20 protein-coding genes and 1 riboswitch are annotated in these 23,563 nt (G+C 62.2%); of the genes, 9 read left to right on the top strand and 11 right to left on the bottom strand.

Annotated elements, in window-relative coordinates:
* The first annotated feature begins 27 nt into the window (after nucleotides 1-27).
* Entirely contained in the window at nucleotides 28-2,181 is a 2,154-nt protein-coding gene (gene pta / locus PG887_RS08250; protein ID WP_049637125.1) for a phosphate acetyltransferase, read from the top strand.
* Between the two features lie 467 nt (nucleotides 2,182-2,648).
* Here the strand turns inward: pta and ilvN are convergent, their stop codons facing one another.
* From ilvN to PG887_RS08220, 6 genes are all read right to left on the bottom strand, one after another.
* Nucleotides 2,649-3,143, bottom strand: coding sequence for an acetolactate synthase small subunit (gene ilvN / locus PG887_RS08245; RefSeq protein ID WP_010673160.1), 495 nt, complete (start codon nucleotides 3,141-3,143; stop codon nucleotides 2,649-2,651).
* Nucleotides 3,143-4,861, bottom strand: a complete 1,719-nt coding sequence (locus PG887_RS08240; RefSeq protein ID WP_052816547.1) for an acetolactate synthase 3 large subunit — start codon at nucleotides 4,859-4,861, stop codon at nucleotides 3,143-3,145. The genes ilvN and PG887_RS08240 overlap by 1 nt, the downstream gene beginning before the upstream one ends.
* Before the next feature lie 390 nt (nucleotides 4,862-5,251).
* Nucleotides 5,252-5,404 carry a hypothetical protein gene (locus tag PG887_RS08235; RefSeq protein WP_010673158.1) on the bottom strand — a complete coding sequence of 51 codons (153 nt, stop codon included), beginning with the start codon at nucleotides 5,402-5,404 and terminating at the stop codon, nucleotides 5,252-5,254.
* 35 nt (nucleotides 5,405-5,439) lie between these two features.
* On the bottom strand, nucleotides 5,440-6,549 hold the full coding sequence (locus tag PG887_RS08230; protein ID WP_270821458.1) for an MJ1255/VC2487 family glycosyltransferase: 1,110 nt from the start codon (nucleotides 6,547-6,549) through the stop codon (nucleotides 5,440-5,442).
* The gene (locus PG887_RS08225) at nucleotides 6,546-7,049 is read right to left on the bottom strand and encodes a phosphatase PAP2 family protein (RefSeq protein ID WP_270821457.1); all 504 of its coding nucleotides are present in this window, start codon (nucleotides 7,047-7,049) and stop codon (nucleotides 6,546-6,548) included. Before PG887_RS08225 ends, PG887_RS08230 begins: the two co-directional genes overlap by 4 nt.
* Before the next feature lie 125 nt (nucleotides 7,050-7,174).
* Nucleotides 7,175-7,798: a TetR/AcrR family transcriptional regulator gene (locus PG887_RS08220; protein WP_010673155.1), complete on the bottom strand. Its 624-nt coding sequence runs from the start codon at nucleotides 7,796-7,798 to the stop codon at nucleotides 7,175-7,177.
* A 405-nt stretch (nucleotides 7,799-8,203) separates the two neighbouring features.
* Here PG887_RS08220 and leuA point away from each other — a divergent pair, with 405 nt between their 5' ends.
* The 5 genes from leuA (at nucleotide 8,204) to PG887_RS08195 (ending at nucleotide 14,051) form a co-directional block, all read left to right on the top strand.
* Nucleotides 8,204-9,766 carry a 2-isopropylmalate synthase gene (gene leuA / locus PG887_RS08215; RefSeq protein ID WP_010673154.1) on the top strand — a complete coding sequence of 521 codons (1,563 nt, stop codon included), beginning with the start codon at nucleotides 8,204-8,206 and terminating at the stop codon, nucleotides 9,764-9,766.
* A gap of 111 nt (nucleotides 9,767-9,877) precedes the next feature.
* The gene (gene leuB, locus PG887_RS08210; protein WP_041211114.1) at nucleotides 9,878-10,963 is read left to right on the top strand and encodes a 3-isopropylmalate dehydrogenase; all 1,086 of its coding nucleotides are present in this window, start codon (nucleotides 9,878-9,880) and stop codon (nucleotides 10,961-10,963) included.
* A gap of 32 nt (nucleotides 10,964-10,995) precedes the next feature.
* On the top strand, nucleotides 10,996-12,393 hold the full coding sequence (gene leuC / locus PG887_RS08205) for a 3-isopropylmalate dehydratase large subunit (protein ID WP_270821456.1): 1,398 nt from the start codon (nucleotides 10,996-10,998) through the stop codon (nucleotides 12,391-12,393).
* Between the two features lie 16 nt (nucleotides 12,394-12,409).
* On the top strand, nucleotides 12,410-13,009 hold the full coding sequence (leuD, locus tag PG887_RS08200) for a 3-isopropylmalate dehydratase small subunit (protein ID WP_039041180.1): 600 nt from the start codon (nucleotides 12,410-12,412) through the stop codon (nucleotides 13,007-13,009).
* A 112-nt stretch (nucleotides 13,010-13,121) separates the two neighbouring features.
* Nucleotides 13,122-14,051 (top strand): transglutaminase domain-containing protein, encoded by a 930-nt coding sequence (locus tag PG887_RS08195; RefSeq protein WP_270821455.1) that lies wholly within the window; start codon nucleotides 13,122-13,124, stop codon nucleotides 14,049-14,051.
* Nucleotides 14,052-14,102: 51 nt separating this feature from the next.
* On the opposite strand, the gene PG887_RS08190 is transcribed toward PG887_RS08195, so the two are convergent.
* Nucleotides 14,103-14,393, bottom strand: a complete 291-nt coding sequence (locus PG887_RS08190) for a PilZ domain-containing protein (protein WP_039041182.1) — start codon at nucleotides 14,391-14,393, stop codon at nucleotides 14,103-14,105.
* Between the two features lie 91 nt (nucleotides 14,394-14,484).
* A riboswitch (TPP riboswitch) is annotated at nucleotides 14,485-14,575 on the top strand.
* An 83-nt stretch (nucleotides 14,576-14,658) separates the two neighbouring features.
* On the opposite strand from PG887_RS08190, the gene thiB reads away from it, so the two are divergent.
* The 3 genes from thiB to thiQ all read left to right on the top strand — a co-directional run bounded on the left by thiB (nucleotide 14,659) and on the right by thiQ (nucleotide 18,092).
* Complete coding sequence (thiB, locus tag PG887_RS08185; protein ID WP_109111917.1) at nucleotides 14,659-15,639, top strand: thiamine ABC transporter substrate binding subunit; 981 nt, start codon at nucleotides 14,659-14,661, stop codon at nucleotides 15,637-15,639.
* The gene (thiP, locus tag PG887_RS08180) at nucleotides 15,615-17,243 is read left to right on the top strand and encodes a thiamine/thiamine pyrophosphate ABC transporter permease (protein WP_042016674.1); all 1,629 of its coding nucleotides are present in this window, start codon (nucleotides 15,615-15,617) and stop codon (nucleotides 17,241-17,243) included. Before thiB ends, thiP begins: the two co-directional genes overlap by 25 nt.
* Nucleotides 17,244-17,384: 141 nt before the next feature.
* The gene (thiQ, locus tag PG887_RS08175) at nucleotides 17,385-18,092 is read left to right on the top strand and encodes a thiamine ABC transporter ATP-binding protein (protein ID WP_161470225.1); all 708 of its coding nucleotides are present in this window, start codon (nucleotides 17,385-17,387) and stop codon (nucleotides 18,090-18,092) included.
* A gap of 66 nt (nucleotides 18,093-18,158) precedes the next feature.
* Here thiQ and PG887_RS08170 read toward each other — a convergent pair whose 3' ends face one another.
* The 4 genes from PG887_RS08170 to PG887_RS08155 form a co-directional block, all read right to left on the bottom strand.
* Nucleotides 18,159-19,529: a PhoH family protein gene (locus tag PG887_RS08170; RefSeq protein ID WP_010673145.1), complete on the bottom strand. Its 1,371-nt coding sequence runs from the start codon at nucleotides 19,527-19,529 to the stop codon at nucleotides 18,159-18,161.
* Nucleotides 19,530-19,735: 206 nt separating this feature from the next.
* Complete coding sequence (locus PG887_RS08165) at nucleotides 19,736-20,419, bottom strand: TSCPD domain-containing protein (protein WP_010673144.1); 684 nt, start codon at nucleotides 20,417-20,419, stop codon at nucleotides 19,736-19,738.
* A gap of 9 nt (nucleotides 20,420-20,428) precedes the next feature.
* Entirely contained in the window at nucleotides 20,429-22,576 is a 2,148-nt protein-coding gene (locus PG887_RS08160) for an adenosylcobalamin-dependent ribonucleoside-diphosphate reductase (protein WP_041215837.1), read from the bottom strand.
* 204 nt (nucleotides 22,577-22,780) lie between these two features.
* Nucleotides 22,781-23,233, bottom strand: coding sequence for a pullulanase (locus tag PG887_RS08155; RefSeq protein ID WP_029313820.1), 453 nt, complete (start codon nucleotides 23,231-23,233; stop codon nucleotides 22,781-22,783).
* Nucleotides 23,234-23,563: the final 330 nt, after the last annotated feature.

Below are 23,563 nucleotides of genomic sequence, written 5' to 3'. Positions count from 1 at the left end.
TCCCAAAAAATGAACAAGGGGTAATAAGTGGCACGCACTATTATGCTCATCCCGGTCGGCACTGGTGTCGGCGTAACCTCCGTGAGTCTTGGCGTCGTTCGCGCCATGGAACGTCACGGTGTCAATGTCAGCTTCTTCAAACCGGTTGCCCAGCCGCGTCCGGGTGAAACCGGTACCGAGCGCTCCACCGCCGTGATCCGCGCCGCTGCCAACATCAACCCGCCCGAGCCGTTCGCCCTCTCCTACGCCGAGAACATGATCACCTCCAGCAACACCGACATCCTGCTGGAAGAGATCGTGGCCCGCTTCGAAGAGCACGTGAAGACCAGCGGTGCCGAAGTGGTGGTGATCGAGGGCCTGGTTCCGACCGACAAGCAACCCTTTGCCAACAAGCTGAACTACGACGTCGCCAAGGCGCTGGACGCCGACATGGTGTTCGTGACCCATCCGGGCAACGACTCCAGCCAGAAGCTCAAAGAGCGCATCGAGCTGGCCTGCTCCAACTTCGGTGGCGTCAACAACCCGCGCATCGTGGGCTGCGTCATCAACAAGGTGGGTGCCCCGGTTGACGAGCACGGCGTGACCCGTCCCGACCTGACCGAGATGTTCGAAGCGCACCACCACGGCGCCGACACCGGCCACAACCTGGAAGTGCTGCAGGTCTTCGGCAAGAGCCCGCTGCGCATCCTCGGCTGCATCCCCTGGAACACCCAGCTGATCGCCCCGCGCGCCAAGGATCTCGCCAAGCACCTGGCCGCCAAGATCATCAACAAGGGTGAGCTGGAAAGCCGCCGCCTGCAGACCGTGACCTTCTGCGCCCGCTCCATCCACAACATGATCGAGCACTTCCGTCCGGGCAGCCTGCTGGTGACCTCCGGCGACCGTTCCGACGTCATCGTCTCCGCCTGCCTCTCCGCCATGAACGGCGTCAAGCTGGGTGCCCTGCTGCTGACCGGCAACTACCATCCGGAACCCCAGGTGATGGCCCTGTGCCAACAGGCCATGGCCACCGGTCTGCCGATCATGATCACCGGCACCAACACCTGGCAGACCGCCGTCAGCCTGCAGAACTTCAACGTCGACATCCCGGAAGATGACCGCGAGCGTATCGAGCTGGTGCAGGACTACGTTGCTGGTCACATCGACAAGCACTGGATCGAGTCTCTCTCCGCCAAGTCCACCCGCTCCCGTCGCCTGAGCCCGCCGGCCTTCCGCTATCAGCTGACCGAGCTGGCCCGTCAGGCCAACAAGCGCGTCGTCCTGCCGGAAGGGGAAGAACCGCGCACCATCAAGGCGGCCGCCATCTGTGCCGAGCGTGGCATCGCCCGTCCGGTGCTGCTGGGCAACCCGGAAGAGATCCGCCGCGTCGCTGAACAGCAGGGCGTGATCCTGACCGACCGCGTCGAGATCATCGATCCGGTTGCCGTGCGCGAGCGCTATGTGGCCCGTCTGGTCGAGCTGCGCAAGAACAAGGGCATGACCGAAGTGGTTGCCCGCGAGCAGCTGGAAGACAACGTGGTACTGGGTACCATGATGCTGGAGCGCAACGAGGTCGACGGCCTGGTATCCGGCGCCGTGCACACTACTGCCAACACCATCCGTCCGCCGATGCAGATCATCAAGACCGCCCCGGGCTCTTCCCTGATCTCCTCCATCTTCTTCATGCTGCTGCCGGATCAGGTGCTGGTCTACGGTGACTGCGCGATCAACCCGGATCCCACCGCCGAGCAGCTGGCCGAGATCGCCATCCAGTCCGCCGACTCCGCTGCCGCCTTCGGCATCGAGCCGCGCGTGGCCATGATCTCCTACTCCACCGGCACCTCCGGCGCCGGCGCGGATGTGGAGAAGGTGCGTGAGGCGACCGAGCTGGCCAAGGCCAAGCGTCCCGACCTCATCATCGACGGCCCGCTGCAGTACGATGCGGCCATCATGGAGAACGTCGCCAAGTCCAAGGCACCGAACTCCCCGGTTGCCGGCAAGGCCACCGTGTTCGTGTTCCCGGATCTCAACACCGGCAACACCACCTACAAGGCGGTACAGCGCTCCGCCGAGCTGGTCTCCATCGGCCCCATGCTGCAAGGCATGCGCAAGCCGGTCAACGACCTCTCTCGCGGCGCCCTGGTGGACGACATCGTCTACACCATCGCCCTGACCGGCATCCAGGCAGCCCAGGCCGAGTAATCGACCCGCAGTCCGATGCACTGAAAAACCCGCCGAGAGGCGGGTCTTTTTATGGCTCGCGCCCAGAAATGTTGATCAGCAAGATCAGGTCGGGATCCCGTCCGGATCTACGGACAGATCCGCGTTCCGCCCTTGGCAAAGCACGAGGGATAAGCAAACGCTCACACCCTCGCCAGGGGATTGCACAAATGCGATCCAGCCAGGATCAAATTGAAATATCCTTTTAAGATCATGCAACTAACGCCAGACACACCGCTAATCTACAGAGTTTTCCACAGCTTTTGTGGATAGTTTACCGATCATTTGAAAGAAAATGACAGGTGAAGACCCTCCCTTCTCCCTTCTCTTTCACCCCCTCGATAGCCCCCTGATGCTGTGGACTGCATCCCTACCGGCGCCCCCACGCTGCCAGACACGAAAAAGGGCTCCGAAGAGCCCTTGAACAGCTATTTTCACATCCGGCCACATCAGGGACGCAGGGATTTGTCCGCCCGGGAGATGCCGCAGACACCGGAGCGCACCACTTCGATGATCTCGTTGGTCTGGGCAGCCGTCTTGATGAAGGCGTCCAGCTTTTCGCTGGTCCCGACGAGCTGCACCGTGTAGAGCTCGGGGGTGACGTCGACGATCTGGCCACGGAAGATGTCCGCCAGCCGCTTCAGTTCGTCACGGGCACCACCGGCGGCGCGCGCCTTGACCAGCGCGATCTCCCGCTCGATGTGCTCCCCTTCGCTGAGATCGCACACCTTGAGCACGTCCACCAGCTTGTGCAGCTGCTTCTGGATCTGCTCCAGTACCCGCTCATCCCCCATGGTGACGATGGTCATGCGGGACAGGGTGGGATCCTCGGTGGGGGCCACCGTCAGGGTCTCGATGTTGTAGCCGCGCTGGGAGAAGAGGCCTACCACACGGCTCAGGGCACCGGATTCGTTCTCCAGCAGAACGGAAATTATATGTCTCATCAGGTTCTCTCCGTCTTGCTCAGCCACATCTCGTCCATGGCGCCAAATTTGATCTGCATCGGATAGACGTGCTCGTCCGGATCGACCGAGATGTCCATGAACACCAGTCTGTCCTTCATGGCAAAGGCCTTCTCCATGGCGCTCTCCAGCTCCGCCGGATCGCTCACCGCGATGCCGACGTGGCCATAGGCTTCCGCCAGCTTGACGAAGTCAGGCAGGGATTCCATGTAGGAGTGGCTGTGACGGCCGCCGTAGAACATCTTCTGCCACTGCTTGACCATACCCAGCGCACGGTTGTTGATGGAAATGATCTTGATGGGCACCCCGTACTGCATGCAGGTAGAGAGCTCCTGGATGTTCATCTGCACCGAGCCGTCGCCGGTGACGCAGCAGACCACGGCTTCCGGGTTGGCAAACTGGGCCCCCATGGCGGCGGGAATGCCAAAGCCCATGGTGCCGAGACCGCCGGAGTTGATCCACTGGCGCGGTTTGGCAAACGGGTAGTAGAGGGCGGCAAACATCTGGTGCTGGCCGACGTCGGAGGCGACGAAGGCCTCCCCCTTGGTCACCTTGTAGAGAGTCTCGATGACCTGCTGCGGCTTGATCAGGGTGGGGTGGGTCTCGTAGGCCAGGCAGTTGCGGGAGCGCCACTGGTTGATCTGCTCCCACCAGTCCGCCAGCACCTGCTTGTCGTTGTCAAAGCCGCACTCGCGGATCACTTCCAGCATCTGTTCCAGCACGGTTTCCACCGAGCCGACGATGGGCACGTGGGCCTGTACCGTCTTGGAGATGGAGGTGGGGTCGATGTCGATGTGGACTATGGTAGCGTTGGGGCAGAACTTGGCTACGTTGTTGGTCACGCGATCATCGAAGCGGGCACCCACTGCGAAGATGAGATCCGCGTTGTGCATGCTCTTGTTCGCTTCGAAGGTACCGTGCATCCCCAACATACCGATAAACTGCGGATGGGTGCCGGAGAAGGCGCCCAGCCCCATGAGCGTGGTAGTCACCGGCAGGTTCAGCAGCTCCGCCAGCTTGGTCACCAGGTGATCCGCATTGGCGTTGATGGCGCCGCCACCCACGTACATGACCGGGCGGCTCGCCTCGGTCAGCAGCTTGGCAGCCCGCTTGATCTGGCCCTTGTGCCCGGCCTTGGTCGGATTGTAGGAGCGCAGGGAAACGGACTCGGGATACTGATAGGGGAACTTCTCTTTCGGATTCTGCACGTCTTTGGGCAGATCCACCACCACGGGCCCCGGGCGGCCACTGGCGGCAATGTAATAGGCCTTCTTGATGGCCTCGGGAATGTCGCTGGCTTTCTTGCACAGGAAGCTGTGCTTCACCACCGGGCGGGAGATGCCGATCATGTCGGTCTCCTGGAACGCATCCTCCCCGATCATGCTGGTCGGCACCTGGCCGGACAGGATCACCAGGGGAATGGAATCCATGTAGGCGGTGGCGATCCCCGTGATGCAGTTGGTGGCGCCGGGACCCGAGGTCACCAGCACAGTGCCCACCTTGCCGGTGGAGCGGGCGTAACCGTCCGCCATGTGCACTGCGGCCTGCTCATGCCGCACCAGGACATGCTCCATCTTGCCGTTTTCGAAGAGAGCGTCATAGATGTCGAGCACTGAGCCACCAGGGTAGCCGAAAACGTGTTCCACTCCCTGATCCTCCAGCGCTCTAACCACCATCTGGGCGCCTGATAACATCTCCATGATAAAGCCCTCCAGGCTTTGCTCCGTTAAGCGAAAGCTATCGACAGTCCGCTGCTTCCCGGCAGCGCCGATCCGAGTCTTGTTGTTGTCTGCAGGCAGATCAGGCGAGTTCGGAGCCGTCGATAGTAGAAAAATAGGGGTTTTCCATCATTCACCCGAAAAGCGGGTGAAAAACCAACTTAACCCGCCCGTGAACGCTTGTCCACGGCTTTGTCTGGCCATAACAGTCATAAATTTCAAACAGCTATTAACATTCAGTGACTTGGCCACCAGACGGGCAACAAAGAGGGGCCCTGGGGGGAACAACCAGCGGATCATGCTGCCCGCGTCGGTCAGGAACAAAATAAACGGCCCACCCCGAGGGGGTGGGCCGTCAAAAACTGGCTGGTTTCACTGCTCGTCTTCGGGTTCTGCCAGCCAGATCTGCTGATCCGGATCCGTCTCTTCGCAGACCGAAATGCTGACACCCATGTCGAGCAGCTCATGCAGGGTGAGATTGTCTGCCAGGGTCATGGTGTCGCCGTTTTCATTGGTAAAGCGCATGGTGTCCGTCCTCTCCGTGGTGGGATCGACTCAGTTTAGTCAAAGGCGCTGAGTTGGGATAACCAGGGACGCTCCTGGCCGGTACGGCTGGCAAGCTCCCCCAGGCTGTCACACACCTCCTCCGGAAAGAGAGTCCTGCCCCAGAGGCGGCGGGAGAGCGCCCCCACCTCCTCCCCGGCCCCGGCCAGCAACCAGTCGGCCAGCTCTCCTGCCACATCGGGATAGCGTACCCTGCCAGGAGAAGGGGCCTCCAGCCAGCTTCGCACCGCATTGGCATCCAGGCTGTCCATCAACTGGGCCAGCCCCATCAGCTCCAGGGTCCTGCCGTTGGTCAACTGCTCGAACTGGCCACCCAGGGGTTTGACCAGCAGCTTCTTGCCCAAAGAGAGCGCCTCGGAGGCAAGCTCGAATCCCGCATTGCTGATGACCCCGCGACAACCGGCCAGCGCCAGCTTGAACCCCTCTCTGGCCTGAGGTTCAAAGCGGATGTTGCGCCACTCGCTACGCTTGCGCACCTCGGGATGGAAGCAGATGAACGACTGCGTGCTGAAACGCGACAACAGGGCCGCGATCGTCTCTGTCTGCTCGAATGGCAGATAGACCAGGATCTGCTGGTTGTCCGGCACCGGCTCGAGGGGATCGACGATGGGAGGCAGCAGGGGCTGGCCGAAATGGAACCAGTGCAGCCCCAGGGACTGGCGTACCGGCGCAAAATGGCGCATCAGCTGGCGGTTGAAGCCGCTCTCCCCCCAGCGCGGGATCGGCCAGTCGAAGCTCGCCTGATGGCTGATGGTGAGGCTGGGCTTGCCCCAGCGACGGGCGGCATGAGCACTGAGCGGCTCGAAGTCGCTGATGACGAGATCGTAGTCTCGGCAGTCGAGGGCTCGCAGATCCTGCCAGAAACGCAGGGGCGAGAGCCCCTTGAGGGTGCGCCAGCCCGAGATGCGCCCCTGATGACTGGCGAAGGTGATGCCGGGAAAGGTGCGATACTCCCCGAACTCCCCCATCTCGAAATAGCCGTCGGCGGCGCGGCCGCTGAACAGGTAGTCCACCGCCATTCCCCTGCTCTTCAGGGCACGCGCCAGGGTCCGGCTACGGCTGATGTGACCGTTGCCGGTCCCCTGCACTCCAAACAGTATTCTCATCCCTGGCTCCAGCCGAGCGCCCACAGGGCACAGCCACCGCCGAGCAGGGCACCGGCCACCAGATCGCTGAGGTAATGCACGCCGAGCAGCAGGCGGGACGCCCCCACCAGCGCCGCCCAGGCAAACAACAGGGGAGCCCAGGAGGGGAAGCCGGCGGCCAGCACGGTCGCCATCAGGAAAGCGGCGGCCGTGTGGCCGGAGGGCAGGCTGTAACGATCCGACGGGGTGATGAAGACAGGCAGCCCTGCCGGGCGCTGGCGTTTGAGGGCATTCTTGAGCAGCAGGTAGAGCGGCAACTCGAGGGCAAACGCCCAGAGCGCCACCCTGACCGCCTCCTGCCCGGCGCTCCCCTGCCACCAGAGCAGGCAGGCCGCCACGGCATAGAGGGGGCCGTCACCGGTACGGGAGACAAGCCGGCTTATCCTGGCCTGCGGCTGATTGTAGGGATGAAGCAGGCAGACACGGCACACCCGCAGGTCCCATTGCTGGATCTTGTTCATCACGGCCCTCCCTTGCATCCTGAGTGCAGACTAGGAGGGCGGCATGACACTTCGTTGACGCCCAGATAACAGATTGATGAAAAAAAGGGCCCAGGGGCCCTTTTTCATCCGTCATCCCGAAAAAGTCAGTTCAGGGCACCGCGCAGGCCGTTTTCCATCAGGCGGCAGTTGTGGGCCGCGAGGCGGCTCATGAAGTGCTCGTCCACCGTCAGACCAAACACCTGCTCGTAGAGATCCTTCATCACGAATGGCTGCCACATCATGCTGAGGAAGGAGATCTTCAGCATCTCGGGGTCCAGGTTGTCCGCCAGCTGGCCGTTGGAGCGCATGGATTCGAGCAGGGCATCGAACTGGGGAAGTTGGCGATCCAGCAGGCGGCTCAGCACAAAATCACGCCCCGGGCTCTTTTCGGTGGACAATGCGCTGGAGATGGCGGAGGTCAGCTCGCTGTTGGGCGCCATCACCTGATAGTAGGTATTGAGCAGATCGGTCAGGCTGCGGTTGCTGCTCTCGTCGTGCCAGGCTTGCTCGAGGGGCTCGGCCACATCCCCCAGCACCGCCTTGTAGAGGCCTTCCTTGCTGCCGAAGTAGTAGTGGATCATCGCCAGATTGGAGCCTGCCAGCTCGGCAATCTCGCGGGTCGTCACCTTGCTGTAGGGGGTGTTGAGAAAACGTTCGCGTGCGGCGGCAAGCAGCTTGTCACGAATGTCGGAACGTCCGACTGGACGGCCAGGTCTGCGTTTTTCCATGGAATACCTCAGATAATTCAGCAAGGGCTGATAAGTCGATCTGATTGTGCGGGTGATCGAGTACAGCAGGAATGACCAGATAATCAGGCATGAACCGAATATGGGACAAGAGAATTTGCACTCCTTTACAATCCGATTAAATAAACCAGTGGATTGAACCTGTCCATTCCGGTTGACACAGCATAAAAATCTCGTTATTGGTAGTAGCGTTATCGACTGGAAGGATTGAGACATCATGCGTATTGCCGCTCCGCTACTACTGCTCTCCCTAATCGCGACTCCTCGCGCGGGATCCTTGTAGCCGGGCTAAGGCATAGCCGGAATTTACAGAAACCCGTGCACCCCGCACGGGTTTTTTTATGCCATGCAGGATGCACGCAGCGAACTTAGGAAGAGGGAAGTCACATGTCAGATCGGGTCATCATATTCGACACCACCTTGCGTGATGGTGAGCAGGCGCTGTCGGCCAGCTTGACGGTCAAGGAGAAGCTGCAGATCGCCCAGGCGCTGGAGCGGCTCGGTGTCGATATCATGGAAGTGGGTTTCCCCGTCTCCTCTCCCGGCGATTTTCAATCGGTTCAGACCATCGCCCGCCACATCAAGAACAGCCGGGTCTGCGCCCTGGCTCGCGCCCTGCAAAAAGACATCGATGCCGCCGGCGAAGCCTTGAAAGTGGCAGAGGCGTTTCGCATCCATACCTTCATCTCCACTTCCTCCATCCACGTGGAGAGCAAGCTGAAAAAGAGCTTCGAAGACGTGCTGGAGATGGGGGTCGGCGCCATCAAGCACGCCTTGCGCTACACCGATGACGTGGAGTTCTCCTGCGAAGATGCGGGCCGCACCCCGATAGACAACCTCTGCCGCATGGTGGAAGCCGCCATCAAGGCCGGCGCCCGCACCATCAACATTCCTGACACCGTGGGCTACACGGTGCCGACCGAATTCTCCGGCATCATCCATACCCTGTTCAACCGGGTACCCAACATCGACAAGGCCATCATCTCGGTGCACTGCCACGACGATCTGGGCCTCTCGGTGGCCAACTCCATCAGTGCCGTGCAGATGGGGGCCCGCCAGATCGAGTGCACCATCAACGGCATCGGCGAGCGTGCTGGCAACTGCTCTCTGGAAGAGGTCGCGATGATCCTGAAGACCCGCGCCGACCTGCTCGGGGTACACACCAACATCCGCCACAGCGAGATCCACCGCACCAGCACCCTCGTCAGTCAAATCTGCAACATGCCGGTGCAGCCCAACAAGGCCATCGTCGGCGCCAACGCCTTCTCCCACAGCTCAGGCATCCATCAGGACGGCGTGCTCAAGGCGAAGAACACCTATGAAATCATCACCCCCGAGAGCATCGGTCTCACCCAGAACAACCTCAACATGACCTCCCGCTCCGGCCGCCACGTCATCAAGCACCGGATGGAGTCCATGGGCTACGCCGAGAGCAGCTACGACCTCGACGATCTCTACGCCAAGTTCCTCACCCTGGCCGACAAGAAGGGCCAGGTGTTCGACTACGACCTGGAGGCCCTCGCCTTCTTCAGCCAGATCCACGAGGAACCCGAGCACTTCAAGCTGGAGTACCTTGGCGTGCAGAGCGGCAGCTCGGTGCTCGCCACCGCCTCGGTCAAGCTCAAGGTAGGCCAGGATCTGGTGTGCGAGGCCGCCACCGGCAACGGCCCGGTGGATGCGGTCTACCAGTGCATCAACCGCATCACCGGCTACGAGATCCGCATCGATAAATACGAACTCAAGGGCAAGGGCGAGGGCAAGAACGCCCTCGGCCAGGTGGATATCGTCGCCGAGTACAAGGGGCGCAAGTTCCACGGCATGGGGCTGGCCACTGACATCATCGAATCCTCGGCCCAGGCCCTGGTCCACGTGATCAACAGCATCTGGCGCGCGGACCAGGTCGCCGAGCAGATGGAGCGCAACCACACCATCAAATCGGAAACCGTCTGAGCCCGCCGCCGGACAAGATGACAGCATGACATGGGGAGGACCGGGGCCAGGGCAGTGGCCCGGACCGGCCTCCCGGATGAAACGGAATCACACTATCAAGACGGAGAGAGTATGAGCAGTTATCGGATCGCAGTATTGCCGGGTGACGGCATTGGCCCGGAAGTGATGGCAGAGGCCATCAAGGTACTGGAAAAGGTGCAGACCAAATTCGGCTTCTCCCTCGACTATGACCGTCACGACGTCGGCGGCATCGCCATCGACAACCACGGCACACCGCTGCCCCAGAGCACGATCAAAGGCTGCGAAGCGGCCGATGCGGTGCTGTTCGGATCGGTGGGCGGCCCCAAGTGGGAGCACCTGCCGCCCAACGATCAGCCGGAGCGCGGTGCCCTGCTGCCCCTGCGTGCCCACTTCAAACTGTTCTGCAACCTGCGCCCGGCCCGCATCTACACCGGTCTGGAGCAGTTCTCCCCGCTGCGTGCCGACATCTCCGATCGCGGCTTCGACATCGCCTGCGTGCGCGAGCTGACCGGCGGCATCTATTTCGGCCAGCCCAAGGGGCGTGAAGGGGAAGGCGCCACCGAGAAGGCCTTCGACACCGAGGTGTACCACCGCTTCGAGATCGAGCGCATCGCCAAGATAGCGTTTGAATCGGCCCGGGTGCGCAAGGCCAGGGTCACCTCCATCGACAAGGCCAACGTGCTCGCCTCCTCCATCCTGTGGCGCGAGGTGGTGACCGAGGTCGCCAAGTCCTACCCGGATGTGGCCCTGAACCACATGTACATCGACAACGCCACCATGCAGCTCATCAAGGATCCGTCCCAGTTCGACGTGCTGCTCTGCTCCAACCTGTTCGGTGACATCCTCTCCGACGAGTGCGCCATGATCACCGGCTCCATGGGCCTGCTCCCCTCCGCCAGCCTCAACGAATCCGGCTTCGGTCTGTTCGAGCCGGCCGGTGGCTCGGCCCCGGATATCGCCGGCAAGGGGATTGCGAATCCCATCGCCCAGATCCTCTCCGCCGCCCTGATGCTGCGTTACAGTCTCGGCCAGGAAGCCGCCGCCCAGGCCATCGAGCAGGCCGTGGCCCAGACCCTGGCAGAAGGCTATTTCACCGCCGACCTGCATCAGGCCAGCGCCACGCACCCGGTGCAGAGCACGGCCGACATGGGCAGCCAGATCGCCGCGCGCATCTGATCCCACGGCATCGATAACAAGGAAACCGAGCAATGTCCAAGACCCTCTATCAGAAAGTGTTCGACGCACACGTGGTGCGGGAAGTGGAAGGGGAAACCCCTCTCATCTACATCGACCGTCACCTGGTGCATGAAGTGACCAGCCCCCAGGCATTCGACGGCCTGCGCGCCATGAACCGCCAGCTGCGTCGCCCGGATCTGACCTGGGCCACCATGGATCACAACGTCTCCACCACCACCAAGGACATCGCCGCCTCCGGCGAGATGGCCCGCATCCAGATGGAGACGCTCGCCGCCAACTGCAAGGCGTTCGGGGTTCGTCTCTATGACTTGAACCACAAGTACCAGGGCATCGTCCACGTGATGGGCCCCGAGCTCGGCATCACATTGCCCGGCACCACCATCGTCTGCGGTGACTCCCACACCGCCACCCACGGCGCCTTCGGGTCGCTCGCATTCGGTATCGGCACCTCCGAAGTGGAACACGTGATGGCCACCCAGACCCTGAAACAGGGCCGCGCCAGGACCATGCGTATCTCTGTCAACGGCAAGCTGGCCGCAGGCATCAGCGCCAAAGACGTGGTGCTCGCCATCATCGGCAAGGTAGGTCATGCAGGCGGGACCGGCTACGTGGTGGAGTTCGCCGGTGAAGCCATCGAGGGGCTCACCATGGAAGGGCGCATGACGGTGTGCAACATGGCCATCGAGCTCGGCGCCAAGGCGGGCATGATTGCCCCCGACCAGACCACCATCGACTACATCCGTGGCAAGGAGTTCGCTCCCAAGGGGGAGGCGCTGGAGCAGGCCATCGCCTACTGGCTGACCCTCAAGAGCGACGAAGGTGCCCACTTCGACGCCGAAGTGGTGCTCGACGCCGCCGACATCGCCCCGCAAGTGACCTGGGGAACCAACCCGGGCCAGGTCATTGCCGTCAATGAGCCCATCCCTGCACCGGAATCCTTCGCCGATCCGGTGGAGCAGCAGTCCGCCCGCAAGGCACTCGCCTACATGGACCTGCAACCGGGTCAGAAGCTCTCCGAGGTCGCCATCGACAAGGTGTTCATCGGTTCGTGCACCAACAGCCGCATCGAGGATCTGCGCGCGGCTGCCGCCATCGCCCGCGGTCGCAAGGTGGCCGCCGGGGTACAGGCCCTGGTGGTGCCGGGCTCCGAGCAGGTGAAGGCCCAGGCCGAGGCCGAGGGGCTGGACAAGATCTTCATCGAGGCAGGCTTTGAGTGGCGTTTGCCCGGCTGCTCCATGTGTCTGGCCATGAACAACGACCGGCTGCAACCAGGGGAGCGCTGCGCCTCCACCAGCAACCGCAACTTCGAGGGGCGTCAGGGTCGTGCCGGCCGCACCCACCTGGTGAGCCCGGCCATGGCCGCCGCCGCCGCCGTCACCGGCCGCTTCGCCGACATTCGTGCGCTGTAACGACAAGGAGAACATGATGACAGGTTTCAAACAGCATAAAGGGATCGTCGTTCCCCTCGACAGCGCCAACGTCGACACCGACGCCATCATTCCCAAGCAGTTCCTGCAGAAGGTCAACCGCATCGGCTTTGGCAAGCACCTGTTCCACGACTGGCGCTTCCTGGACGATGCAGGGGAGCAGCCCAACCCGGAGTTCGTACTGAACAAACCGCAATTCGCCGGTGCCAGCATCCTGTTGGCCCGCGAGAACTTCGGCTGCGGCTCGAGTCGCGAGCACGCCCCCTGGGCGCTGGCGGACTACGGCTTCAAGACCATGATCGCTCCGAGCTTTGCCGACATCTTCTACGGCAACGCCATCAACAACGGCATGGTGCCGGTTCGTCTGAAGGAGGAGGAGGTCGACGCCCTGTTCCAGCTGGTCGCCGCCCAGCCGGGCATCGAGATCGAAGTGGATCTGGAGGCCAACCAGGTGCGTGCAGGCAGCCTCACGTTCGGCTTCGAAATCGACGAGTTCCGTCGCTACTGTCTGCTCAACGGGCTGGATGCCATCGGTCTGACCCTGCAGCACGAGGCCGCCATCAGCGCCTTCGAGGCGAAGCAGCCAAGCTGGATTTGACGAGCCTGCGACAAGAAAGCGAGTAGAATCAACAGGGAGCCGAGGCTCCCTGTTTTATTGTCGGGTCGCTGTACAAAGCCCACCACCTCTGCATGTCCGACAGGAGACACCTATGTCCGCAAGGGGCGCCCTTTCATTGCTCTGCCTGCTGCTCAGCCTCCCGGCCCTGGGCGGACAGACCTCTTTCACCAACAGTGGCGGTCAGCTCAACGTCGGCTGGCAGGACAAGGAGGGCAAGGCGCAGCAGCTCAGCTACCGGCTGGAGGCGGGCAAGCTGCCCCCTCTCATCGCTTACCGTCCGGCCAGGATGCAGGAAGACGTACTGCAAAGCTTGCTGCAACAGGCCCCCCTGGCGTTCCCCGAGGTGCAGTTCTCCCTCGTTCGCCCCGCCATGAGCCTCAGCATCAAGAGCCGCAACGCCGACAAGGCGCGGGAAGCCTCCCAATGGGTCAAGCCCGAGCAGGCCAAACTGGAGGCCGCCTGGCTCACGCAGCACTACTTCCAGCCCTTCACTGCCCCCGACGGCGCTCCCGCCATCAAGCAGGATCATGTGCGCATCGCCCTGGAGAGCCGGGACGAACTGGCCCCGTTGATGGAGCAGCTCAAGCAGGAAGGGGCCACCGAGACCGAGGCGCGCCAGAAGACGGTGGCCCACATGCTCGACTTCATCCAGGCCATCCCCTATCAACTGCTCGACAGCCAGTCGGGCCGCTCTGGCAAGGGGTTTCTGAGCCCGCGCCAGGTGCTGGAGCAGAACCGGGGGGATTGCGACAGCAAGGTGACCCTGATGGCCGCCCTGCTGGCCCAGGGGTATCCCAATCTCAAGCAGGCCATGGTGTTCGTGCCGGGACACGCCCTGCTGGGGGTGGCCCTGCCAGCCAAACCGGGGGAGGCCACCTTGAGCCGGGCGGGGGAGACCTACCTCCTGATGGAGCCGACCGGCCCGGCCCAGCTGCCCATGGGCCAGCTCGCGCCCACCAGCAAGACGCTGGTCGACAGCGGCCAGTTGAGCGTGCAACCGGTGCAGGATGAGGGGAAATGAGACAGGCCAGCCCATGGCTGGCCTGTCTCGAGGAGGACGGGCGCCCGGGTCTCAGGTGAGGGAGAGAAACTCCAGCGCCAGCAGGAGACCGTCTTCTTCCTCCAGCACCCGCACGATGCGAGCCTGGGCCTCGAAGGGAGGCAGAAGATTGCTGCTGGTCGCCAGGCTCACCCGGATGGGCTGGGCAAGATCGAACGCGTGCTTGTTCACCTCGACGCCCATGCCGTTGGCGCTGAGATCCCGGCAGACCCCCTCCAGCACCTGCTGATGCTGGAACAGGGTGACGGGGGCATTGATGACCATGCGCTGGAAGGCACGTCTTTCCTTGGTGCTGGTGATCACTGGGGACTTCCTCCTTGGTGGTGGCTCGCACGATGCGGCCCGTGAAACATAGTGCTGGCCTCCCCCCAGGAACGCCAATACAATGCGATGCGTTGCTCAAACGGGGTGCGGTTTACCGCTGAGATTATACCCGTGAACCTGATCCAGATAATGCTGGCGGAGGAATTTGAGGCATGGCGCGCGTTTTTTGTGCCCTCATCCGCCGGCGCTCACCACACGCGAGGTGCCATTGATGAGCACCCCGACACCCACAGGAGTGCCATTGATGAAGACCCTGCTGCTGATCGCCACCAGCCTGCTCTCTGCCCAGGCGTTTGCCGCCGACACCCTCACCGTCTACACCTACGGCTCCTTCGCCGCCGAATGGGGGCCGGGCCCCAAGATCAAGCAGGCCTTCGAGAAGGAGTGCGGCTGCACCCTCAATCTGGTGCCCCTCGAGGATGGCGTCGCCATCCTCAACCGGCTGCGGCTGGAAGGCCAGCACAGCAAGGCCGACATGGTGCTGGGGCTGGACGATGCCCTCATCAGCGAGGCCAAACAGAGCGGCCTGTTCGCCCCCCATTCCACCAGGCTCGATGACCTCAAGGTGCCGGGTGGCTGGCAGGATGACACCTTTGTCCCCTATGACTACGGCTACTTCGCCTTCGTCTATGACAGCAACAAGCTCAAGCAGCCCCCCAAGAGCCTGAAGGAGCTGGTGGCGCGCCCCGATATCAAGGTGATCTATCAGGATCCCCGCACCTCCACCCCGGGTCAGGGCCTGATGCTCTGGATGAAGTCGGTCTACGGGGATGAGGCACCGACCGCCTGGGCGCAACTGGCCAAAAAGACGGTCACCGTCACCAAGGGGTGGTCAGAGGCCTACGGCATGTTCCTCGACGGCGAGGCGGACATGGTGCTCTCCTACACCACCTCCCCCGCCTATCACCTGATTGCCGAGAGCAAACCCCAGTACCGGGCGGCCGCGTTCGAGGAGGGTCACTACCGCCAGGTGGAAGTAGCAGCCAAGCTCAAGGGCGCCACACAGGGCAAACTGGCTGACCAGTTCCTGCAATTCATGGTGAGCCCCGCCTTCCAGAACGAGATCCCCGGCGGCAACTGGATGTATCCGGTGACAGACGTGGCGCTGCCCAAGGGGTTCGAACAGATGATCACCGTAGCTAAGCCACTCACCTTCAGCTCTGACGAGGTAGCCGCCAACCGCAAGGGGTGGATCCGCGAATGGCTGCAAGCCGTCACCCAGTGAGTTCAGGTCGTCGCACCCTCTGGTGGCTGCCCGGCAGTGCAGCCACCCTGGTCATCCTGCTGCTCTCAATTGGGCCGCTGGTCGCCCTGTTGTGGCAGGCGGGGGCCCTCTCCCCCCGCGCCCTGCTAGGCGATCCCTACCTGCGCCACGTGCTGGGTTTCAGCCTCTGGCAGGCACTGCTCTCCACCCTGCTGAGCCTGGGGCTTGCCATCCCGGTGGCCAGAGCCCTGGCGCGACGCCGTTTCACCGGACGCCGCCTGCTGCTCAAGCTCTTCGGCCTCTCCCTGGTGTTGCCGGTCATCATCGCCATCTTCGGCATGGTGGCGGTGCACGGTCGTCAGGGCTGGCTGCCGCAACTGCTGCACGGCCTGGGCCTGGATCCCGGCAACTACCTCTACGGCCTGTTCGGCATCCTGCTGGCCCATGTCTTCTTCAACATGCCGCTGGCCGCCCGCCTCATCCTGCAGAGCATAGAGAGCATCCCCGAGTCCTCCTGGCGCCTCGCCAGCCAGCTCGGCATGCGCTCCTCCCACATCTTCCGGCTGCTGGAGTGGCCGCTCATCCGCGGCATCTTGCCGGGGCTCGCCAGCCTCATCTTCATGCTCTGCTTCACCAGCTTCACCACAGTGCTGGCGCTCGGGGGCGGCCCCAAGTCCACCACACTGGAGGTGGCCGTCTACCAGGCGCTGCGCTTTGACTTCGATCTCGCCACCGCTGGCGGGCTCGCCCTGGTGCAACTGCTGCTGACCCTGGCCCTGCTCCTGCTGCAACACAAGCTGCAGACCACTCCGGCCAGTCGCCTCACCAGCCGTCGCCCCTGCCTGCGTCCCGACAGACACCAGAAGGGCAGCGCTCTGGTGGATGGCCTGGCCCTGACCATGGGGCTCGCCATCTTCCTGCCGCCCCTGCTGGCCATCGTGGTCGCCGGGTTCAACCCCGGTCTGCTGGCGGCGCTCGGCTCACCCCGGCTATGGCAGGCAGGGGGGCAGTCCCTGGGCATAGCCCTGGCGGCGGGCTCCCTGGCCACTTTGCTCGGCGCCGGGCTGCTGCTCACCAGCCGGCATCTGAGGGTGCGGGATCGCAAACGGCGGGCCGCCGCCCTGTGGGAGGCCAGCGGCTCCATGATCCTGATGATCCCGGCGGTGGTGCTCTCCACCGGCCTCTTCATCCTGTTCATGCCCTTCACCGACGTCTTTGCCCTGGGCCCCTGGCTGGTGGTGCTGGTCAACGCCCTGATGGCGCTGCCCTATGTGCTGCGCACTCTCTCGGCCCCCATGCAACTGGTGGTGCGCCAGTACGATAGGCTGGCGGACAGTCTGGGGGTGCGCGGCCTGCATCGCCTGCGCCTGGTGGAGTGGCCCCTGCTGCGCCGTCCGCTGGCCCTGGCCATGGCGCTCTCGATGATATTGTCCCTCGGGGATCTCGGGGCCATCGCCATGTTCGGCAGCCAGACCCTCACTACCCTGCCCTGGCTGCTCTATCAGCAGCTCGGCAGCTACCGGCTGACCGAGGCGGCCGCCACCGCCCTGCTGCTGCTCACCCTCTGCTTCTCCCTGTTCTGGCTGGTGGAGCGGGGACTGGGAGGCAGGCATGTGGATCACTGATCCCCGGCGGCATTGCCGCCTCCCCGCCCCCAGGATCCGGCTGGGCACGCCCCTGGGGCGCCCCTTGGGGCAGTCACTCACGCTGCCTTTCATCAATTTTTCTTACTTGTTGTTCTATAAAACGACATTCAGGAGCCAAACATGCTGGTAATTGAGGAACTGGTCACCAGTTATCCCGACTGGCAGGTGACCTTCAGTGCGACCTTGCCCAAAGGGGAGATCACCGCCCTCATCGGTCCGAGCGGCGCCGGCAAGTCCACCCTGCTCGGCATGATCGCGGGCTTCGTGCCGGTGGAGTCGGGCACCCTCACCTTCGACGGCCAGGATCTGCAGTCACTGGGCCCCGCCGAGCGCCCGGTCACCACCCTGTTCCAGGATCACAACCTCTTCCTGCACCTGTCGGTGTTCGACAACATCGCCATCGGCCTGCATCCCGGCCTGCGCTTGAATCCGGCCCAGAAAAGGCAGGTGCAGGAGGCCGCTGACAAGGTGGGCCTGGGGGAGATGCTGACGCGCCTGCCGGAGCAGCTCTCCGGCGGCCAGCAGCAGCGGGTGGGGCTGGCCCGCGCCCTGGTGCGGGGCAGGCCGCTGCTGCTGCTGGACGAGCCCTTCTCGGCCCTCGATCCGGCCCTGCGCCGGGAGATGCTGGCGGAGGTCGCCCGCCTCGCCTGCGAGCAGGGCATCACCGTGCTGATGGTCTCTCACAACCCGGAGGATGCCCAGCTCATCGCCGATCAGGTGCTTTTCATCGACGCAGGGCGCATCGCCTTGCAGGGCAAGCCGGATATCCTGCACAGCAGCGATCACCCCGGGCTGCTGCGCTACCTGGGCCGACCGAGAGAGGCATGAGATAGGCGGGATCAAAAAAGGGGAAGCCGTCCGACTTCCCCTTTCTCATGCAGAGATCCCGTCAAATCAGAGATTTTCCTCGGCGAACGAAGCCAGCCTGCTGCGCACCACCCCGTTCAGGAAGATGTTGGCACTGCCGTCGAAGTCCTTGAACCGCTCGACGATGTAGGTCAGACCCGAGGTCACCGGGCTCAGGTAGTTGGAGTCGATCTGAGCCAGGTTGCCGGAGCAGACGATCTTGGTCCCCTCCCCGCAGCGGGTGATGATGGTCTTGATCTGGGACGCGGTCAGGTTCTGGCACTCGTCCAGCAGCACGAAGGTGTTCTGGATGCTGCGCCCGCGCATGAAGTTGACCGATTTGAACTGGATATTGGCCTTCTCCATGATGTAGCTGAGCGACCCGCTCATGTTCTCGTCCTGCTTGTGCAGCACCTCCAGGGTGTCGGTCACCGCCGCCAGCCAGGGCATCATCTTCTCCTCCTCGGTGCCGGGCAGGAAGCCGATGCTCTCGGCAATTTCCGGGGTATTGCGGGTGACGATCACCTTCTCGTAGATCCCCTTCTCGATCACCAGCTCCAGCGCCGCCGCCATGGCGAGCAGGGTCTTGCCGCAGCCCGCCGGGCCGGTCAGGATCACCAGGTCGATGTGCGGATCCAGCAGGGCATCCAGCGCCATGCCCTGATAGACGTTCTTGGGATGCACCCCCCAGGCCTTGCGGGACATCAGCCGCTCGCGGCCGAGATCTTTCAGGCGGATCTTGTTGCCGTCGTGGCTCAGTACCCGCGCGGCAAAGAAGTTCTCCTCGTCCAGCAGGTACTGGTTGACGTGGACTCCCTCCAGCAGGTTGGCATCGATGACGTGGACCGTATCGCGGCCATGGGTTTCGCTGTCGCACTCGCCGACCCGCTCCCAGAAGCTGCCGGGCACCACCTGGAAGCCCTTGGCGAGCAGGCGGATGTCGTCGATGAGCTGGTCGCTGCGGTAATCCTCCACATGGGCAAGACCTGCTCCCTTGGCCTTGAGGCGCATGTTGATGTCTTTGGTGACCAGCACCACCTGACGCTTCATCTCGTGCTTTTGCAGGTAGAGGGCGGCGTTGATGATGCGGTTGTCCGCCTCCTTGTCGGTGAACACCTCGGCATCCTGGGGCAGATGGTGATCGCTGAAGATGGAGATACGGCCGCTCGCCTCGCCGGCCAGTGCCACTCCTTGCACTATCTGCTCCGGAGTCGCATCGCGGAAGACATCTTCCAGGGCACGGATGGCGATGCGGGCATCACGGCTGACGTCCTTCTGGCGATCCTTGATGTTGTCGAGCTCTTCGAGCACCGTCATGGGGATGAGCACGTCGTGCTCTTTGAAGGAGTAGATGGCGAGGGGTTCGTGAAGCAGAACGTTGGTATCCAGGATAAACAGCTTTCGGTCCGTGTTGTCCATAAGCATCCTCCTTGGCACTGAAGGTGCCACGTGTGTGAATCTCAGATGTCATTGAAACCACACGGCCGTGACAGTTTTATTACCCCCAACGCTACGCCCGAATTTACCGGTGCGCAACAAATCGCTGCCATCATGGGCGTCGTTCGAACATAAAATCAGCAACGAAAAGGCCGGCATGTTGCCGGCCTTTGGTGGCAATCAGCACCTCAACCGCACTTGGAATCCCCGCAATTGAGACAGGTCATGCAGCCATCCTTTTGCACCAGCGCCTTGGTGTGGCACTTGTAGCAGAGCGCGGCACTGGGTGGGAAACCGCTGCCCGCCGGCTGCTCTTCTGCCTGTTGCTGTGCCTGCAATTGCGCCTGCTTCTCGGCCAGGAACGCCTGCTGGTGCTCGTCCAGCCCGGGCACCTTGAGCATGCCGATCTCGGTGAGATGGGTTTCGATCACGTTGCCAATTTCGGCGATGAGAGAGGGCACGTACTTGCCCTTGTTCCAGTACCCCCCCTTGGGATCGAACACGGAGCGCAACTCCTCCACCAGAAAGGTGACGTCCCCTCCCTTGCGAAACACCGCCGAGATGATGCGGGTCAGCGCCACTATCCACTGATAGTGCTCCAGGCTCTTGGAGTTGATGAAGATCTCGAACGGGCGCCGGGTCTCGTGCACCGTGCCCTCGTTGAGAATGATGTCGTTGATGGTGATGAACAGCGAGTGCTCGGAGACATGCTCCGGCGTTTTCAGCTTGTAGGTGGTGCCCATCAACCGCTCCGGGCGCAACACGGTTTCATGCATGTGCACCACGTCATCCTGGGGCGTCGGCGCATCTTGCGGCTCATCCCGGGTTTTTACCTTGTAGGCGACGATTTTTCTGTCGATTTTCTTGACCATGTCTCGTCCTCAGAACTTGCCGTAATAGCCTTCTTTCAAGGCGTCATAGAGGTTGGCGGCGGTGTGCAGCTCGCCATCGTATTCGATCTCCTCGTTCCCCTTCGCCGTGATGACGGTGCCATCTTCCAGGGTGAACTCGTAACTGGTGTTCTCCAGATCCTTCTCCTTCACCAGCACGCCCTGGAAGGCGGCCGGGTTGAAGCGGAAGGTGGTACAGCCCTTGAGGCCGGAGTCCGAGGCATAGAGGTAGATATCCTTGAACTGCTCGAACGGAAAATCGGTCGGCACGTTGGCGGTCTTGGAGATGGAGGAGTCGATCCAGCGCTGGGCCGCCGCCTGGATATCCACGTGCCCGGTCGGCGTGACGTCGTCCGCGGTGATGAAGTAATCCGGCAGGCGGCTACCCTCCTCCTCGGCATAGGGCATGGCGGCCGGGTTCACCAGCTCCCTATAGGCCAGCAGCTCGAAGGAGTAGACATCCACGCTCTCCTTGCTCTTCTTGCCCGGTTTAATGACATTGCGGCTGTAGTGGTGGGCAAAGCTCGGCTCGATGCCGTTGCTGGCGTTGTTGGCGAGCGACAGGGAGATGGTACCGGTCGGCGCTATGCTGCTGTGGTGGGTGAAGCGTCCACCCACCTCGGCCAGCTCGGCTACCAGAGCGGGATCCACCTCGGCCACCTGCTGCATGTAGCGGCTGTAGCGGGCATGCAACACCTTGCCCTTCACCTTGTCGCCGAGCTTGATGCCATCTGCCGCCATTTCGGGGCGCAGACGCAGCATCTTGCCGGTGACTTCGAACTCCTGCTCCATGATGGGGGCCGGCCCCTTCTCCTTCGCCAGACGCAGAGACTCCTGCCAGCCGGTCATCGCCAGCTCCTGGGAGACCTGTTCGGTGAAGGCGACGGAGGCCGCAGAGCCGTACTTGATGCGCAGCATGGTGAGGGTCGAGCCCAGCCCCAGGAAGCCCATGCCGTGGCGACGCTTGGCGGTGATCTCCTCGCGCTGCTTGGCCAGCGGCAGCTGGTTTATCTCCACCACGTTGTCGAGCATACGGGTGAAGATGGCCACCACCTTGCGAAACGCGGGCCAGTCGAAGGCGGCCTGCTCGGTGAAGGGATCGCGCACGAAGGTGGTCAGGTTGACCGAGCCCAGCAGACAGGCCCCATAGGGCGGCAGAGGCTGTTCACCGCAGGGGTTGGTGGCACGGATCTCTTCGCAGAACCAGTTGTTGTTCATCTGGTTCACCTTGTCGATCAGGATGAAACCGGGCTCCGCATAGTCGTAGGTAGAGGTCATGATGACGTTCCACAGCTTGCGCGCGGGCAGGGTCTTGTAGACCTTGCAGGCCACCTGGCCCAGCTCGTTGATCACCACACCCTCCTTGTTGGGCCAGTCCGCCCAGACCACCCTCGCAGGGTCATCCAGCGCGATGCCATCCTGCTCCACCTCCTTGGCGGTGTAGGGGAAGATCAGTTGCCAGGGTGCATCCTCCTTCACCGCACTGACGAACTCTTCGGTGATGAGCAGGGAGAGGTTGAATTGACGCAGGCGACCATCCTCCCGCTTGGCCTGGATGAACTCGACGACATCGGGGTGACGGATATCCATGGTGCCCATCTGGGCGCCACGACGGCCACCGGCAGAGGAGACGGTAAAGCACATCTTGTCGTAGATATCCATGAAGGAGAGCGGCCCCGAGGTATAGGCCCCCGCTCCCGAAACGAAGGCTCCACGCGGTCGCAGGGTCGAGAAGTCGTAACCGATGCCGCAACCCGCCTTCAGGGTCAGCCCCGCCTCGTGCACCTTGCCGAGGATATCGTCCATCGAATCCTCAATGGTGCCGGAGACGGTGCAGTTGATGGTGGAGGTCGCCGGCTTGTGCTCAAACGCCCCGGCGTTGGAGGTGATACGGCCCGCCGGAATGGCACCATTGCGCAGGGCCCACAGGAAGGGTTCATACCAGGTGTCGGGTTCGCGCTCCTGCGCAGCCAGCGCGCGAGCGACACGCTGGTAGGTCTCGTCGATGGAGCCGTCGATGGGGGCGCCATCCTTGCTCTTGAGACGATACTTGCTGTCCCAGATCTCGAGAGACGTCTCCTGCAGAGGGATCTGGCGGCTGGCGGTGACGCCCTCCAGTACCGGAATGGATTTAGCCATGGTCAATCAACCTCCTGTGAATGGGGCAATATCGTGACAAAAATACTACCAGTAGTGAATTTAAGGACTTAAAACACAATATATTGTGATTTATCCGTCATGAAGGCGCCGATTCTATCCTAAAAAAATGCCCCAGCCAGCAGATTTCTGGGCCAGGGCATTTAACCGTTTCAATTTCCGAGAGATTTAAAGCGAGAGAGTATCTCAGGGTTTCTTGACGTATACGCTCGGTGTCTCACCCGCCATATTCAGATAGAACTCATAGACGCCATCCGCCTCGGGCGAGAACTTCATGTCCTCATACTTGGAGCACGGGTTGACCGGTACAGGTTCCCCGCCGAGCACGGCAACGCCATCGCTCGGGCTCTTGTAACCGAAGTTGGTGCCACAACTCCAGCCGGAGTCGGCAAACTTGAACTTGTAAGGAGCCCACTCTTTCTTGAGCGTCCCCTTGGCCATGTAGAGCTTGTCGGCAACCTTGACGACCTTGCTTTCGTCGGTGGCCATCCAGTCGTTCATCTCACCACGCAGGTAGATGGACTTGCCGCCGAAGTCGCTGTTGTCCGCCGCCGCCTGCTCTGCACCACCATTGGATGCGCAACCGCCTAATACCAGGGTTCCCGCCGCCAGCATCATCGTTACTGTTCTTTTGAACATGTGTCCATTCCTCAAATTATTGTGATTCCTTGGTCCATCGATGTGGACCCGGGAATTAAACCAGAGCAGGCATGACAAGAAAGGTAGAAGCATCACATTCTGTGCTTTTTATATCCAGAACGCAGGCTTTCGAAGAGATATTGAACAGATACAGGCCACAAACACGTCGATATTGGCTGGGATGATGAATGCGAGTATCAGAAAACACGGCGGGAAACAGCACCATAGTGCCCGCTTGCACTCCAGTGAGTGCTGAATTTCAGGCAATAAAAAACCCCGCTCGAGTGAGCGGGGTTTCTTGTATTGGGTGCCTGGCAGTGTCCTACTCTC

Origin of the sequence: Aeromonas sp. QDB14, from assembly GCF_027707845.1 — a bacterium.
GTDB lineage: Bacteria > Pseudomonadota > Gammaproteobacteria > Enterobacterales > Aeromonadaceae > Aeromonas > Aeromonas caviae.
This window is presented reverse-complemented; position numbering and strand designations above follow the sequence as displayed.

Coding starts and splice junctions, on each gene's coding strand:
- leuC (WP_270821456.1), top strand. CDS start 10,996: ATGTCCAAGACCCTCTATCAGAAAGTGTTCGACGCACACGTGGTGCGG.
- ilvN (WP_010673160.1), bottom strand. CDS start 3,143: ATGAGACATATAATTTCCGTTCTGCTGGAGAACGAATCCGGTGCCCTG.
- PG887_RS08160 (WP_041215837.1), bottom strand. CDS start 22,576: ATGGCTAAATCCATTCCGGTACTGGAGGGCGTCACCGCCAGCCGCCAG.
- PG887_RS08155 (WP_029313820.1), bottom strand. CDS start 23,233: ATGTTCAAAAGAACAGTAACGATGATGCTGGCGGCGGGAACCCTGGTA.
- leuB (WP_041211114.1), top strand. CDS start 9,878: ATGAGCAGTTATCGGATCGCAGTATTGCCGGGTGACGGCATTGGCCCG.
- PG887_RS08165 (WP_010673144.1), bottom strand. CDS start 20,419: ATGGTCAAGAAAATCGACAGAAAAATCGTCGCCTACAAGGTAAAAACC.
- thiQ (WP_161470225.1), top strand. CDS start 17,385: ATGCTGGTAATTGAGGAACTGGTCACCAGTTATCCCGACTGGCAGGTG.
- PG887_RS08195 (WP_270821455.1), top strand. CDS start 13,122: ATGTCCGCAAGGGGCGCCCTTTCATTGCTCTGCCTGCTGCTCAGCCTC.
- leuA (WP_010673154.1), top strand. CDS start 8,204: ATGTCAGATCGGGTCATCATATTCGACACCACCTTGCGTGATGGTGAG.
- PG887_RS08240 (WP_052816547.1), bottom strand. CDS start 4,861: ATGGAGATGTTATCAGGCGCCCAGATGGTGGTTAGAGCGCTGGAGGAT.
- thiB (WP_109111917.1), top strand. CDS start 14,659: ATGAAGACCCTGCTGCTGATCGCCACCAGCCTGCTCTCTGCCCAGGCG.
- PG887_RS08225 (WP_270821457.1), bottom strand. CDS start 7,049: ATGAACAAGATCCAGCAATGGGACCTGCGGGTGTGCCGTGTCTGCCTG.
- leuD (WP_039041180.1), top strand. CDS start 12,410: ATGACAGGTTTCAAACAGCATAAAGGGATCGTCGTTCCCCTCGACAGC.
- PG887_RS08220 (WP_010673155.1), bottom strand. CDS start 7,798: ATGGAAAAACGCAGACCTGGCCGTCCAGTCGGACGTTCCGACATTCGT.
- PG887_RS08230 (WP_270821458.1), bottom strand. CDS start 6,549: ATGAGAATACTGTTTGGAGTGCAGGGGACCGGCAACGGTCACATCAGC.
- PG887_RS08235 (WP_010673158.1), bottom strand. CDS start 5,404: ATGCGCTTTACCAATGAAAACGGCGACACCATGACCCTGGCAGACAAT.
- PG887_RS08170 (WP_010673145.1), bottom strand. CDS start 19,529: ATGGACAACACGGACCGAAAGCTGTTTATCCTGGATACCAACGTTCTG.
- thiP (WP_042016674.1), top strand. CDS start 15,615: ATGGCTGCAAGCCGTCACCCAGTGAGTTCAGGTCGTCGCACCCTCTGG.